The organism is Enterobacter sp. MGH 38 (assembly GCF_000492855.1).
Taxonomy (GTDB): domain Bacteria; phylum Pseudomonadota; class Gammaproteobacteria; order Enterobacterales; family Enterobacteriaceae; genus Enterobacter; species Enterobacter hormaechei_C.
Genome location: NZ_KI535608.1, coordinates 85,822 through 99,345, shown reverse-complemented (window position 1 = coordinate 99,345; position 13,524 = coordinate 85,822). Strand labels below are relative to the sequence as shown.

At 45.8% G+C, this 13,524-nt stretch carries 13 protein-coding genes and 4 pseudogenes; 12 read left to right on the top strand and 5 right to left on the bottom strand.

The window, feature by feature from the left end; all coding sequences use genetic code 11:
* Positions 1-61 precede the first annotated feature (61 nt).
* The 5 genes and pseudogenes from L384_RS10835 to L384_RS0121110 form a co-directional block, all read left to right on the top strand.
* The gene (locus tag L384_RS10835) at positions 62-1,846 is read left to right on the top strand and encodes a diguanylate cyclase (protein WP_023324210.1); all 1,785 of its coding nucleotides are present in this window, start codon (positions 62-64) and stop codon (positions 1,844-1,846) included.
* A gap of 383 nt (positions 1,847-2,229) precedes the next feature.
* Entirely contained in the window at positions 2,230-2,724 is a 495-nt protein-coding gene (locus tag L384_RS10840; protein WP_023324209.1) for a putative pterin-binding protein, read from the top strand.
* Between the two features lie 17 nt (positions 2,725-2,741).
* Positions 2,742-4,679, top strand: coding sequence for a putative bifunctional diguanylate cyclase/phosphodiesterase (locus tag L384_RS10845; RefSeq protein WP_023324208.1), 1,938 nt, complete (start codon positions 2,742-2,744; stop codon positions 4,677-4,679).
* A 259-nt stretch (positions 4,680-4,938) separates the two neighbouring features.
* On the top strand, positions 4,939-5,196 hold the full coding sequence (locus tag L384_RS10850) for a YjhX family toxin (protein ID WP_023324207.1): 258 nt from the start codon (positions 4,939-4,941) through the stop codon (positions 5,194-5,196).
* Between the two features lie 10 nt (positions 5,197-5,206).
* Positions 5,207-5,881, top strand: a pseudogene (locus tag L384_RS0121110) (cyclopropane-fatty-acyl-phospholipid synthase family protein); the annotation flags it as partial.
* 60 nt (positions 5,882-5,941) lie between these two features.
* On the opposite strand, the pseudogene L384_RS22775 reads toward L384_RS0121110, so the two are convergent.
* Positions 5,942-6,112, bottom strand: a pseudogene (locus tag L384_RS22775) (LexA family transcriptional regulator); the annotation flags it as partial.
* 667 nt (positions 6,113-6,779) lie between these two features.
* Here L384_RS22775 and L384_RS10855 point away from each other — a divergent pair.
* Complete coding sequence (locus tag L384_RS10855; protein ID WP_022650438.1) at positions 6,780-8,000, top strand: hypothetical protein; 1,221 nt, start codon at positions 6,780-6,782, stop codon at positions 7,998-8,000.
* A 23-nt stretch (positions 8,001-8,023) separates the two neighbouring features.
* Here L384_RS10855 and L384_RS22455 read toward each other — a convergent pair whose 3' ends face one another.
* The 4 genes and pseudogenes from L384_RS22455 to L384_RS22910 form a co-directional block, all read right to left on the bottom strand.
* Positions 8,024-9,238 (bottom strand): hypothetical protein, encoded by a 1,215-nt coding sequence (locus L384_RS22455; protein WP_023324205.1) that lies wholly within the window; start codon positions 9,236-9,238, stop codon positions 8,024-8,026.
* A gap of 572 nt (positions 9,239-9,810) precedes the next feature.
* Positions 9,811-10,164: pseudogene (locus tag L384_RS21925) on the bottom strand (phage head-binding domain-containing protein); the annotation flags it as partial.
* A gap of 155 nt (positions 10,165-10,319) precedes the next feature.
* A pseudogene (locus L384_RS10860) lies at positions 10,320-10,712 on the bottom strand (lytic transglycosylase domain-containing protein); the annotation flags it as partial.
* Positions 10,705-10,869 carry a terminase small subunit-like protein gene (locus L384_RS22910; protein ID WP_331252503.1) on the bottom strand — a complete coding sequence of 55 codons (165 nt, stop codon included), beginning with the start codon at positions 10,867-10,869 and terminating at the stop codon, positions 10,705-10,707. The pseudogene L384_RS10860 and the gene L384_RS22910, both read right to left, overlap by 8 nt.
* Positions 10,870-10,955: 86 nt before the next feature.
* Between L384_RS22910 and L384_RS22905 the strand changes: the two genes are divergently transcribed.
* The 6 genes from L384_RS22905 to L384_RS10880 all read left to right on the top strand — a co-directional run bounded on the left by L384_RS22905 (position 10,956) and on the right by L384_RS10880 (position 13,524).
* On the top strand, positions 10,956-11,120 hold the full coding sequence (locus tag L384_RS22905; protein WP_108082275.1) for a DUF551 domain-containing protein: 165 nt from the start codon (positions 10,956-10,958) through the stop codon (positions 11,118-11,120).
* A gap of 130 nt (positions 11,121-11,250) precedes the next feature.
* Positions 11,251-11,712 carry a VUT family protein gene (locus L384_RS0121095; RefSeq protein WP_022650433.1) on the top strand — a complete coding sequence of 154 codons (462 nt, stop codon included), beginning with the start codon at positions 11,251-11,253 and terminating at the stop codon, positions 11,710-11,712.
* Positions 11,709-12,512, top strand: coding sequence for a hypothetical protein (locus tag L384_RS10865; protein ID WP_225622201.1), 804 nt, complete (start codon positions 11,709-11,711; stop codon positions 12,510-12,512). The genes L384_RS0121095 and L384_RS10865 overlap by 4 nt, the downstream gene beginning before the upstream one ends.
* Positions 12,513-12,520: 8 nt before the next feature.
* A complete protein-coding gene (locus tag L384_RS10870; protein WP_003863184.1) occupies positions 12,521-12,721 on the top strand; it encodes a YodC family protein in 201 nt (66 codons plus the stop codon).
* A gap of 8 nt (positions 12,722-12,729) precedes the next feature.
* A complete protein-coding gene (locus L384_RS10875) occupies positions 12,730-13,278 on the top strand; it encodes a hypothetical protein (RefSeq protein WP_032628143.1) in 549 nt (182 codons plus the stop codon).
* 36 nt (positions 13,279-13,314) lie between these two features.
* A complete protein-coding gene (locus L384_RS10880; protein ID WP_003863189.1) occupies positions 13,315-13,524 on the top strand; it encodes a hypothetical protein in 210 nt (69 codons plus the stop codon).

Here is a 13,524-nt window from a genome sequence, read left to right as displayed (position 1 = left end):
AGGGGTTTTCTATAATCTTTAATGAACGCTCTTCCACATTTGTCGTAGAAGGATCCAACAGGTGCGAATCGCCACGATCACAAACTGGGCCTATGGTGTCACGGTGTGCCTGACCATTGCTTCCGGTATCGTCATGCTGATGGCTTCCCATGCCGACAACGTAGAACGTCAGGCTGTTAAGCAACGACAAATTTTTGACCAGCTTACGGAAGAGATTGAAGCAGAAACCTGGATGCTCTCCGACTTAGCGCGCCTTTACGCCATCAAAAAAGAGCCCGATGTGCTGAAAACGTACCAGGCGAAAGAAGGCGAACTGAAGAATATCGAGCGCAAGCTGGGCCAGTTAAAAGATACGGGCGCAACGGGCGAAGAGCTGGCGCTGCTGTACGAAGGGCTGAAGATTGTCGATGACCTACAGGATGAACAGCAGGCAGCAATTGCCAGCGTCGCCAGGGGTGAGGAACAACAGGCCATTGCGTTACTCTTCGGCAAAATCTACGAACTTGAAATGGAACGCGCCCAAAGCAAGATTGACCATTTTCGTGTGCTTCTGGATAAGCGCATTATCGCCGATGTCCAGGCAGCGACCAACACGTCAAAAACCCTGCGTACCGCCTCTGAAATGATGGTCGGCCTGACCGCCCTGCTCTTCTTATTCGTGATGGGTTTTATTCTCAAGCACCGCGTGCTGCGCCCGGTGGTGCGCCTCAGTGATGTGGTTCACCGGCTGGCCTCACAGGATTACGCCGTCGAAACGCCAAATTTCAACCAGGTCGATGAGATAGGCGATATGGCGCAGGCCATTCGCATTTTCCGCGAGAACGGGCTGGCAAGGCAGCGGCTTGAAAAAGAACGCGACGCAGACTGGGCCATCCGCGAGCTGCTCGCGCGAATGACCCAGCGCTTGCAGGGCTGCGAGAACGTTAGCGACGTGATTGAGGTGGCAGAGCTGTTTGCTCCCAACATTGCGCCGGGTGTCGCCGGGCGTCTGTATATTCTGGATCGAAACCCGTGGGAGATGCGCTGTGCGGCGGAATGGTTATCTCCCCAGGGAGAAAAAAATGCTTTCCACCCCGATCAATGCTGGGCCATACGCCGTGGTCAGAGCCACCCACCGGTCAACGGCGAGCCGGATATCGGTTGCCAGCATCTGCCTGAATCACAAAAAGACAGTTCATTCTGCGTGCCGCTCATTGCGCAGGGGGAAGCCATTGGTTTGCTGTCGTTTCAGAACATCACGCCTGAAACGGCACCGTCCCGCGCCTATCTCGAATTAATGGCGGAAGCCCTGGGTCTGGCGCTGGCCAACCAGCGTCTGCGCGATGCCCTGCTGGAAAAAGCGCTATTCGACCCGCTCACCGGCTTGCGTAACCGCCACCACCTTGAAGATACCCTGCGCACTCAGATAGCTCAGGCGATGCGCAATGATGAACCGGTGAGCTGCATGATGATCGACATCGATCACTTCAAAAGCATTAACGATCGCTTCGGCCATGAGGCTGGCGATCATGTGATTAAGAGCGTGGCGACAATTGTTCAGCGTGCCGTGCACGATGCCGGCCTGGCCTTCCGCTTTGGTGGCGAAGAGTTTCTGGTGCTACTTACGGGTGCGGATGAGGAAGCGGCTCACGCCTGCGCAACGGAGATTTATAACGGCGTCCATACGCTGTCGCTACGTTATGGGCTTGCTGAGATTGGCCCGGTAGATGTGTCGATCGGGATCGCCAGTTACCCGCAGCACGCCCAAAGCGACGACCTGCTGCGCGCGGCAGACGTTGCGCTTTACCGGGCGAAAGAGCTGGGGCGCTCGCGGATCGTCAGTTTCAGTATGCTGGAGGCGGGTTAAGCGAAACTCAGTGCCAACGACGTCAGAGGTACGCGCACTCTCTTATTCCCTCACATTGAGGGTGCGTTATCATTCTTTGTACAAATAAATTCATCTTAACGATGCCACCATTGATAAAAAATGGGGGTGCGTAAATATATCAATAAATCAAAGCGATCATTTTTTAAACTCGGGTGGTTTATTACACTAAGTTTTTATGTTTTAAAAAACGTAAGCTTCAGCCAGCGGTCTGCAATCACGGGGCAAAATACAGCTATCATTTTGATTTTTATGATTTTAATCAAGTAGCGTTTGCAAAAAGGCGTGGCGTTCAACAAAATAGACAAACTTATAGGATAAATAACTTATAATTCTTATACTTCTGTTAAAAAGAGGAGGCCAATATGCGAATAATCCTAATGCTGTGCTGCTTTTTGGTACAAAGTTTAAGCTGGGCTGGCGAACTGCCAAAGCCTGTGGGCAAACCCATCTTAACCATTAGCGGTAATATAGAAAATACGAACGAAAATGGAAATGCCGTTTTTGATATTGCCAGCCTTGAAAAACTGGGCATGGTGAGTTTCCAGACGACCTCTCCCTGGTATAATGGCCGCACGAAGTTTGAGGGTATCCCGATGCGCAAACTCATGGAGTATGTGGGTGCAAAGGGTTCTGTCCTGAATGTGATTGCACTCAATGATTACACTACCGTCATCCCTCTCAGCGACTTCCAGAAATACAACGCCATCCTGGCTTTAAAGGTCAATGGCGAATATATGCGCATCCGCGATAAAGGTCCGTCATTCATCGTCTACCCTTATGACAGTCTTCCTGAACTCAATAATCAGATTTATTACTCGCGATCGGCATGGCAGGTCAGCAAAATGAAGATTGAATAGTAGTTCAGGAGAACATAATGAACAGGATACTGGTTGGTATCATTTTTTCTCTTTTTATCACTACGGGATATATAGCATTTCTTGTTTACGATCGTCAGCAAGAGTTGCAAAAATTGACTCACTACACTGAGTCCTGGTCTGTAGCCCAACTGGTATCTGAATATTACCGATTTGAATCATGGATTGGACTGTACGCAACCGAGACTGATGACGTTACGGTAGACCAGGTTCGCATGCGCCTGGAAATCATGCTGAGCCAGAATGATTTATTGAAAGAGGGCGGCCTGGGTCGTTATATAAACAGCGAAAAAGCGCATCAGGCGCTCGCCTTACGCCTGGAAAATATACTGAACTATCTGGATGGTCATCTTGAGAAAATGAGCCGTTCAGAGTTAAAGCTCTATCTGAAAAATATGCATTCACTGGATGCCCCGCTAAGCCAGCTTTCATCCACGGCTTTAACAAAAGATGTTAATACAATCAATGAAACCAACCTTAAAATACAGGTTCTGTATTATATTTACTCGGCACTTTCTCTGTTGCTGGTTATTTTAAGCTTCATACTGGGCTTTTTGATTATCTATCAAAATAAAAATATCCTGAAAGCCCATATGCAGGTGAAAACGCTGGCTGAAGAACTTCAGCTATCCAAAGAAACCCTGCAAATCCAGAATACAAAACTGGAATACGATGTTTATCATGACTCCCTTACCGGCATGAAAAACCGTCTTTTCTTTTGGGATGATCTCAATAAACTTAATCTACAGGCTGAGAAAAAACATATTTCGGTCACGGTGATGTTATTCGATTTAGACCGGTTCAAAGAGGTGAATGATACCTACGGTCATGATACCGGGGATTTACTGTTACGTGAGGTATCCACGCGCCTTAATGCTTTGGGCCGCTTTTCAGAGACATTTTATCGTTTGGGCGGCGACGAATTTGCGTTTCTCTCCAGTGGCTTAACCGAAACCGCAGCCGTCTCACGCGCGCGAGAAATCAGTGATAGCATCAGCAAGCCCTATACAATCAATAATCAACTCATAAAAATAGCCACCTGTGTAGGTATTGTTTTATCGGATAACGAACGACGTTCAGATTACCTTTATAAATTTGCCGATCTGGCGCTCTATGAAGCCAAGAAAGAAGGTTCTCAGCAAATCAAAGTATTCCGCCAGCGAATGCTACAGAAGTTGCAGGAAAGCAGAACCCTTGAAAATGATATGGCAAGAGCAATAGAGAATGATGAATTTGTTGTTTATTACCAGCCTATTGTGAATTCCGTCAGCAAGGAAATTTACGGCTATGAAGCGCTTATTCGCTGGATGCATCCTGTAAAGGGAATGCTTGCCCCGGATAGCTTTATTTTCGCCGCTGAAAAAACAGGCATGATCAACGAGATAGGTAAAACCGTACTTAAACTGGCCTGTAGGGAAGCGGTCTCCTGGACTGTTCCGGCCAGGATCTCCGTCAACGTCTCGCCTGTTCAATTGGGCAGCAAATCATTTATTAATACGGTGCAGTCCGTTCTGGCTGAAACCGGGCTCCCGGCTAACCGTCTTGAGTTAGAGGTCACGGAGTCCTCCCTCTTCAGTGACAGAAATAACCCCATTGCGATTCTGAAAAAACTCCGCGCACTGGGCGTAAGAATCTCCATTGATGATTTTGGCACGGGCTATTCGTCGCTCTCCAGACTCAGCGAACTGAATTTTGATAAAATCAAGATCGATAAATCTTTTGTCAATCCGATATCTACGCAGGAAGATGCGCTTAATATTGTGAAGCTGATTACCGGTATGGCTAAAAGCCTTAATATGGGCGTCATAGCTGAGGGCGTTGAGACCGAAGAGCAGCTTGAGCGGCTTCAGGCTCTGGGTTGCGAGCTTGTGCAGGGATATCTTTTCAGCAAACCACAGCCTCAGGTCGACAGCAAAATCAAGAGCGGCCCGGAATGATTCCCTCTCCTCAGCCCGATACCAACCGGGATCACATTTTTCACCCCTGGGTATTCACTGACAATAAACAGGTGTTATCATTCACCCCGTAAATATCTATCAACTCAATCCGAGGCTTTGATGCTGGAGAATGTAATCATCCGATAATCAGCTTCCCGACCATTCCAGGCCGGACTGATTATCAATGCGCTGAAACCGTATGCGGACACCGCTGTGTGTTTGCACGTTTTGCCCATGATGATTAAACAGGTTTTCCAGTATGAATTTATCCCGTCAGGAACAACGTACCTTACACGTTCTCGCCAAAGGTGGCCGTATTGTGCACGTCCGCGATACCTCCGGCCGCGTCACCGCCGTTGAATGCTATAGCCGCGAAGGAATACTGCTGGCTGACTGCACGCTCGCCGTTTTCAAAAAGCTCAAAACCAAAAAGCTGATCAAATCCGTTAACGGTCAGCCCTACCGCATTAACACTACGGGGCTGAACAACGTTCGCGCTCAGCCTGATAATCGTTGAGGAGAGGATGATGGATATCCCACGTATTTTTACTGTTAGCGAAAGCGAACACCGCATTCATAACCCCTTTACGCCAGAGAAGTACGCGACGCTGGGCCGCGTGTTACGCATGAAGCCAGGCACACGCATTCTCGATCTTGGCAGCGGCTCGGGAGAGATGCTTTGTACCTGGGCACGTGATTACGGTATTACCGGTACCGGCATCGACATGAGCCCGCTCTTCACCGCGCAGGCCACACTGCGCGCAGAGGAACTTGGCGTCAGCGAACGCGTCCATTTCATTCATAACGATGCGGCCGGCTACGTCGCGAATGAAAAATGTGACGTGGCGGCCTGCGTTGGCGCAACCTGGATTGCGGGGGGCGTAGCCGGGACAATGGATCTGCTGGCAAAAAGCCTCAAGCCCGGGGGAATAATGCTCATCGGCGAACCGTACTGGCGTCAGGTACCCGCGACGGAGGAGACAGCCCAGGCCTGCGGCGTCTCGTCGATTGCAGACTTTCTCACTCTGCCCGGTCTGGTTGCGTCTTTCGATCAACAGGGCTATGACCTGGTTGAAATGGTGCTGGCTGACCAGGAAGGCTGGGACAGGTACGAAGCCGCAAAATGGATGACCATGCGGCGCTGGCTGGAGGAAAACCCAGACGATGACTTCGCGCAGGAGGTTCGGGCGGAGCTGACGATATGTGCGATACCTCTTTACTTTAAACTCACCGTTGCAGTCACAGATAAGAAGCGATCCGTCACACGGCTTAAGCGACGAATCGATGACAAGGAGCGCATCCTTCATGATGCCGCACCTGTAGATAGTCTCACCAGCTCGCATGTAGTACGTAGCGGCTGGTTTCTGGATAAGCACCTCATCAAGTGACAGGCGCGTTTCAACGTAATCAGCAGCTGGACTCGGGAACCCCATAACTCACCTCCGATAATTACTGTATATGCATACAGCATTATCTATCGGCGGTATCGATCAATAGTCTTTATGGTGCTACACTTCAGACCTTTCCGAATTCACTAATTTTTATCATGTTAAATTTTTTAGGGTTGCCTAGTCAGCATTGATGCTGCCAGTGCATTTATCAGAAAGAACCGTTCTACGCAGCAGCGCAGATCACCAGAATTAGGTGGCGTTAGGATGAGTTTTTGTCTTGCCGGTCAAAATAAAGGCAGCATGTTATGGCATGGTTAAAAATGATTTCATGTCAATTATTTACTAAAAATGTCGTAAGATGATATCATGATAAAACACTATTCATTAATAATAGATACTATGAAATATATCAACCTTTTAATATTGACATTAATAATATTCATTGTAGTTTTTGTTTTTTATCCTAAGAGTGCAGATGAAAGCACCGCCAAGCCTGATTCAAATATTAACTTCACAATTAGGTCATCATTCGATTTGAAATATGATGATTGCATAAAAAGATTGCCAGCTTTAAAAGAAGACTTTGAAGGGTACGCAACGTCCTTCAATAAGGAAATGGACGGCTTTTATGCGAAAAATAATTCTGACTTATACTATGTTAGGTGTAATAAGTTGTTAAATAAATTAGAATATAAGCAAGGTAAGTAGAATGAAAGTGATAAACTTGATTTTCCCTGCGCTGTTAAGCATGTCAATCCCCATTGATATGCTTAACGGTTATGTATTGAATACATATGATACTGGGGTGGTTTCGCAAATATACAAATCATTCATTATATTAGTTTGCTTTTCCATTTTGATAATAAAAAAACCTTTAGTTGTATCATGGTATATCTCCGCAGTAATATTCCTTGTTTGCGGCTCGGCATTTGTGCTCGCGTTAAGCGGAGGTGGAGAAACAATATCTGAAACAGTGCAGATAGCAATAAGATGCATGATGTTCTTCATCGTAATGACAACATTAACATATTTAAATCCAAGTAAAGAATTTATCGGAAAAATATGTGCAATACTGCTTATATTGCTTTTTGTTAATTTCTTGCTTGGTTTCTTTGGCTTTGGGTATTCTTCATATGGCAACGAACTAGTATCAGCTGGTGATAGCATGGGCGTAAAAGGATACTTTTACTCGGGAAATGAGCTTTCCTTCGTTATTATGATTTTCTCATTATTTTCTGTATGCTATTTTAAAAATGAAATTGTATGCATATTTGCAATGTCAATGCTTCTCTTTTGTTCAGTCATGCTTTCTACAAAAGCATCTCTGGCATCTACTGCAATAATATTTGCTGTTTGGGCGTTTGGCAGAACAAATGCAGTTGTAAAGGCGTTCACTACTATTATCATAATGATATTTACAGTATTGTTTTTTGACGATTTAATTTCTAAAGTGACTTCTTCAGATATTGTTAGCAGATTATCATGGATGTATGAGACTGGTGGTTTGTTAAGGGCGGTTCTTTCTGACCGTGATACGTTTATAATAGATGCATTAAACCAGTTGAATTTACTAGACTTCAGTGCCGGTTACGTATTTGGATTTGGAAGGGATTATTTGACATTCTCTGGTGTTAAAAGCTCAACAGAAATGGACTTTGTTGATGTTTACTTATGGTTTGGAATTCCAGGAATTATTTTCTTTGTAAGTTATTTCTATAAGCTAAAACGACTCCTCAACAAGATCACTTACGAAGCTAAAAATAATTTAATCTGCGTGGCATTTTTTTGGATGACGCTCTTTGTTTCATTCGTTGCTGGACATATTGTGTACTCTGGAACTGCTGTAATACCTCTATGCCTTGTCTTGTATGCCCTTGGAAAAGAAGGTATTAGAGAGAGAGGGTTTTCCTCATCTCCCGTTGGTTGCTGATTGAATGGTAAGCTGAATTCGGCTTACCTTGTTATCGCATTGTTGCTTGCAATATCTGCAATAAGGGTTGCTAATGCAGGGTTACTTGCCGCATCTACGCTCCTTGTTTGTGTGGAGTAGTTGGTCAGTGTCCATGTTTTATTGTTGCTGCTATTCAAAAATTGATTGCACGACTCATATCTATATGTGGGGGTACTGGAATATGCAACATTACCATTACTGGTCACATGTATAACGCATCCAGTAATATTAACAGTTTCGGTTCCTGTCAAGATCTCAAATGGCCTTACAACAGATGAGGAGCCGAAGTGCGAAAGAGCTGTTACTTCTTTCATTATGACGCTTGTTGATGCTCCTGTTTTGATATATGAACTAGGCGTTCCCTGAGTTGACAGGAATGTAACACCTGCGAATTTAATATGCCTGCAATCAGTAACCTCGACAAAAGCCCTGTTTGTGTCAGCCCAGGCTCCTGTAATTGAGATATCACTGAATGTTACATCACAGTTTCCTGATGTACCTGTCGGTTTCCCGCTAAAATCGATAGCTCTCGCGTTTGTGTCTGTGATATCTATCTCAATATCAGAGAACCTTATTTCTCCCAACGCGTTCGTAGTGTTACCTGAGTTTCTTGCGAAATAAATTGCCTGTACAGATGGGTTGCTTATCTTGATATTGGAAAATGTTAATTTATCTGTGCCATCTAATGGATAATATCTACATAGTATCCCGGTGGCACACCTGCTAGACACTACATCAGATATCAGCAAATCACTTGCATATTCTATCGCCAAAGATGCATTGCTAGACTCAATATAACCTGTGTTAATAACACCGAGTCTAAAGTTGCACCTAATTCCATGAGACTCACAGTTTTTGATGATGAAGTTGCTTATAACTACCCTGGTTGCACCAACGTGATCTGTATCCGACCCCATCACCCTGATACCGTTACCTCCTGAGCTGTTAATTTCAGTCCTTGAAATATCAATGGTGCTTGTTCTGTTTGCAATGTCAGCGTAGACAAATAGGGTTGACTGGTAGGTGTTTATGCCTCTGAAGCCATCTATAAATACTTTACCAAAGTTTTTAACTACAAGGCCAGAGCCTAGCCTAGTTTCTGCATCTCCTGACCCTCCAGATTGCTTCCCTAGCCCTGCATCGTAGCTATATACGTTGTATGCATAGAATTCTGTTCCAGTGTTGCACTCTGCATTGCTGTACCACGATCCATGCATAGAAATATCCCTTAAGAAACATTTCCCCCCAGTTATGATTGCAAATGATGGATTTGGTGCATTGTTATCTGATTGCTGTGAAATTCCCAATCTATCGAACCATCAATTGTTATGTCATATGGTTGCCTGATTGACGCTGTTAATGGTGTTCTCAGCCAAAATTGGTTGACTGTGAATTTTGTTTTTTTCCATTTTGATTTAATAGTTAAATCACTATTTACCGTGAAATCGCCTGACAGCGTATAGTTTTCTGAGGACAGAATTATATTTCCACCAACACCAAGCAACCTCTGTAACTGGGCGTCATTCTGTGCGATTTTCCACCCTGAATTAACCTCATGAAAAAAGGTTACAGGGTAAAGTTCTACAGAACCATTGATAGACGTTGTGTCATAACTCGCAATAGTTAAAGGAGATGATAATGGTGCGCTAAGCATCATCACAACTCCATTTAGCCTGATATATCTCGTGCCGGCAGGAATAATTTCTCCAACATTTGCATTTACGCCAATTGATGGCGGGTATACATCCCCGCCCAAAAATCCGTTCATCCCCCTTAGCCATGAAAGATTAAGAGTGCTTGCAAATTGGTCAGGCTCATAGCCTAAAATATTCGGGAAATAAAATTGCTGGACTCCATATGCATCATACACAGACATGGAGTGACCTTTAACCGTCACGAACTTGGTTATCTGACCATTGTAAACTGGATAACCACCGGCGTTGATCAAGATTGGCTGGGATACAGGAATTAAATCCCCATCCTCACCTTCAATGTAAACCTGAATCTGGTTAGCGGGTATAGTTGGGTCGGTATCAATCTGACCGATATAGATTTTTCCGTTTGCAACTGCTTTGAATGAACGCGCCAGAGTGAATAACTGGCTAGGCATACTCACTACAACATTTGCGGTGATATCTGACATTTACTGTGCTCCGGGCGCAGCAAAGCCGCACAAGCTAGAACTTGCGCAGCGTTGCGTTAAGGTCGGTTATAATTAGTTAAAAAAATGGAGGACTTATGGAACGAGACTGGTTGAACTTTGCATTCTTGATTTTCGGTATCTGTCTTGGCGTCGCCCTATTCACTTAGCGCTTCAGACTTCGCACCCTGAGCGAATGAGTTAACGACTCTCTCGACGTCAGATAGCGCTTTCTCAAAAGCAGTGGATCCTCTTGGGGTGTTTGCCAGACGCAGCATTGCATTACGTGCTGGCTCGCTCTCATACATCCTTGCCAGCAATCCATATCCACCACCAACCCCTAATAATGCTGGGTTAGTTACAGTGCCAATTCCCATTATAAACGGGATCGCCTGCTGTCCGGTTGGCGTTGTTACCCCTGCCTGCCCCGCTCTCTTCGTTGACTCCAGATAGTTCTTCAGCCCTCTCAGATAAGCAGCATCACGGCCTTTAAACGCGATTCCAGTCTGGTTAGACATCAGGTTAACCTGTCGCAGGAACTGGTCAGGTGATTCGGCTAATCCATCTCAACACCGTTTGCTTACATGGCATCCCATCATCACGACAGACGGAGCGCAGCGATTCACCCTCCGCCAGTCTCAGGCGGATGCTTTCCGCTAACTCTTCTGAGTAATCTGATGGGCGACCGATTTTATTTTCTTCGCCCATATTTCATTACGCCTTAGTGAATGCTTGTGCGTAACGCCTTAGTGAATGCTTGTGCGTACTCTACTGTGCGACCTGGACCCATCTGAATGACGCACAGGTCACCGATAGGCAGGAAGCCCGCAGTAATGGTAGGCTACATGGAGCGCAATGAACAGGATGGTTATTTCCGTTTTGCGCCCCTACCAAACGGAGGTGGAGTTTACTGCCAGCCAACTCACTGGATGCCACTCCCCTCACCTCCAGCCAAATAACAAACCCGCACATCGCGGGTTTTTCTTTATCCGGAGCCCGTATGCAACTCAACCCAGTGGCAGCCGTCATCATGGCTCTTATTGCATGGGCGGCTATCTCTTCACTCATTCACATGTCAGAGGGCTTGTTATGGCTGCACTGGTATATGTATTAGCAATTTGCGCAGCTAACTACCTGGTGTTTGTGTTCGGCCCATGGTGGTCAATCATCAACTCCTTCGTTCTCATTGGACTCGACTTCATCCTTCGCGACGTTCTTCATGAACGGATTGGATTTATAAAGGTTACTGGGCTTTCTGTTCTCTCCGGAGTCATCAGTTACACCATAAATCCAGCAGGCGGGATGATAGCCATTGCCTCTTCAATCTCGTTCGTTCTCGCATCGCTAGGTGACGGTAGTGTCTATCAATTATTGATTCGCAAGCCGTGGTCAGTTAAGGCAAATGCCTCAAATATAACTGCTTCAGCCATTGACTCTATATCGTTCCCGCTTATCGCATTCGGCTCTCTTATGCCAGGAATCATTGCCGGCCAGTTCATTGCTAAGGTTGGCGGAGGTTTTATCTGGTCATTAATTTTAAGGAAGAGATGATGACAGTCCACTTTCACGGAGGTCCTATTTGGGGTGATAAGGATTCACCTACAGATATGCTCATAAAGGCTCTGTACCGTGACGGTGGGGCGTTTATTTCCTTTGCAAGGCCTGAACAGATGAAGAAAGTCGCGATGTTTCCATGTGACATCAGGCTTGATAACGGAGCGTTTTCTGCATGGGATAAATCCAAAAAGAAAAAGATAGCCGTGGATTGGGGGAGGCGAAGTGAGAAGTTTTATGACTTCGTAGGGAAATGGTTCAGCCGCATTGAGTGGTTTCTTATACCTGATGTTATTGAGGGGTCTGAGGAAGAGAATGATGAGCAGTTAGAGCTTGTGCCTCACTGGCTTGCTTCAAAGGCCGTTCCAGTTTGGCACTCTGATGAATCAATTGAAAGACTTGTAAGGCTATCAGATCGGTATGAATGGGTGGCAATAGGATGCTGCGGACCTCACAGGCATATACGTTCAAAGTGGTGGGAGCATCGCATGAATGAGGTGTTTACCGAGCTATACATCAATAGAAATTCGGAAGTTAAGCTTCACGGATTGAGGATGCTAGATGTCAGGGTGCTTGGTATGTACCCATTCGCCAGCGCAGATTCTACCAATGTTGCTATTAACGTACCAAAAACCGAGAAACGATTTCCTGAGATAACAGACAAATTAGCTCGCACAGCTGTGCTGCGCGCAGCCATAGAAAATGTCCACCCTCCATCAATACCGGAGTGGGTAGAAAGAAAGGCAAAAGAACCGGCTCAGGCCGGTTTTTTATTTGAATTCACAGACGCAGCGTGAGGTGTGAAATGGCTAAATTTGCTGTGGGCGCGTTAGTGCAGCTTAAGTCTGGAGGCATCAGAGGGATGGTTGAGAGCCAGATTGAGCCAGAGGGTGACCACCCGAAATACTGGTGCAGGTGGGATGACGGCAACTACTCGGTGCATCACGAATACGAACTTCGCGCGGCTACTGTTGATGAGCCTCGCGTGTATAAGAAATTAGCGTAAGGAGATTGATGATGACTTTGCTTGAATTGCTGGTTAAGGAATTGCCATCTAGGGGCGGGTGGCCCGATGGCGTTGAACGCCTTGAGCAATATCCTGATGGGGCTCTGTTTGATGGTCCTAATTATCAAAGTAACTTTAAGTTCCAAAGGGCAGATGACTTTGGTGATGATGAAGTAACCCGCGAGCAATACGAAGCCGCACTAGTTGCCAGCAAGCCAGAATGGGATGGTGAGGGATTGCCTCCTGTGGGGTGTGAATGTGAGTATGAAACTAAATTTGATGGATGGCAGCCAGTACGAATTGAGCTAATCAAATCTGAAGGGATCGCCTTTACATGGCTGTCAAATAGCCAGGCTTACAATGGGCTTGATTGTGTCGGAGTGCAAAAGTCAGGCTCTTTCCGCCCTATCCGATCAGAAGCAGATAAGAGACGCCACGAGACAATGCGACAACTGTCTCATTCTCTCCGGGCAAATGGATCGGTTACAGAAGAGCAACTAAACAGACTGTACGCAGATGTTGCAGCAGGAAAGATTCCACACATCCGCATCGACTAGACCGCCGCAATGGCGGTTTTTTATTGGAGATAGATAATGTCAGACAGCGAAGAAATCAAAATCGAAGGCGGCTGCATTTACGAGTCACAGAATATTGATGGCGATAATTCAAAGTTCATCGTTACAGTGGTTGGACTCTCCCGCGTCCTGTTTGCTGACTTTCCGATGATTAAATTCAACGAAAGTTATCTTGAATATTGCGTAACAAGGAAAGAATTCCAGAAGCGATTCAAGCTATCGGAGTAA

Bases quoted from the DNA above. Each gene is read 5' to 3' on its own strand.
- L384_RS10875 (WP_032628143.1), top strand. From the start codon at position 12,730: ATGATGACTTTGCTTGAATTGCTGGTTAAGGAATTGCCATCTAGGGGC.
- L384_RS10850 (WP_023324207.1), top strand. From the start codon at position 4,939: ATGAATTTATCCCGTCAGGAACAACGTACCTTACACGTTCTCGCCAAA.
- L384_RS0121095 (WP_022650433.1), top strand. From the start codon at position 11,251: ATGGCTGCACTGGTATATGTATTAGCAATTTGCGCAGCTAACTACCTG.
- L384_RS10845 (WP_023324208.1), top strand. From the start codon at position 2,742: ATGAACAGGATACTGGTTGGTATCATTTTTTCTCTTTTTATCACTACG.
- L384_RS10870 (WP_003863184.1), top strand. From the start codon at position 12,521: ATGGCTAAATTTGCTGTGGGCGCGTTAGTGCAGCTTAAGTCTGGAGGC.
- L384_RS10855 (WP_022650438.1), top strand. From the start codon at position 6,780: ATGAAAGTGATAAACTTGATTTTCCCTGCGCTGTTAAGCATGTCAATC.
- L384_RS10865 (WP_225622201.1), top strand. From the start codon at position 11,709: ATGATGACAGTCCACTTTCACGGAGGTCCTATTTGGGGTGATAAGGAT.
- L384_RS10840 (WP_023324209.1), top strand. From the start codon at position 2,230: ATGCGAATAATCCTAATGCTGTGCTGCTTTTTGGTACAAAGTTTAAGC.
- L384_RS22905 (WP_108082275.1), top strand. From the start codon at position 10,956: ATGACGCACAGGTCACCGATAGGCAGGAAGCCCGCAGTAATGGTAGGC.
- L384_RS10880 (WP_003863189.1), top strand. From the start codon at position 13,315: ATGTCAGACAGCGAAGAAATCAAAATCGAAGGCGGCTGCATTTACGAG.
- L384_RS22455 (WP_023324205.1), bottom strand. From the start codon at position 9,238: ATGCATGGATCGTGGTACAGCAATGCAGAGTGCAACACTGGAACAGAA.
- L384_RS22910 (WP_331252503.1), bottom strand. From the start codon at position 10,869: ATGGGCGAAGAAAATAAAATCGGTCGCCCATCAGATTACTCAGAAGAG.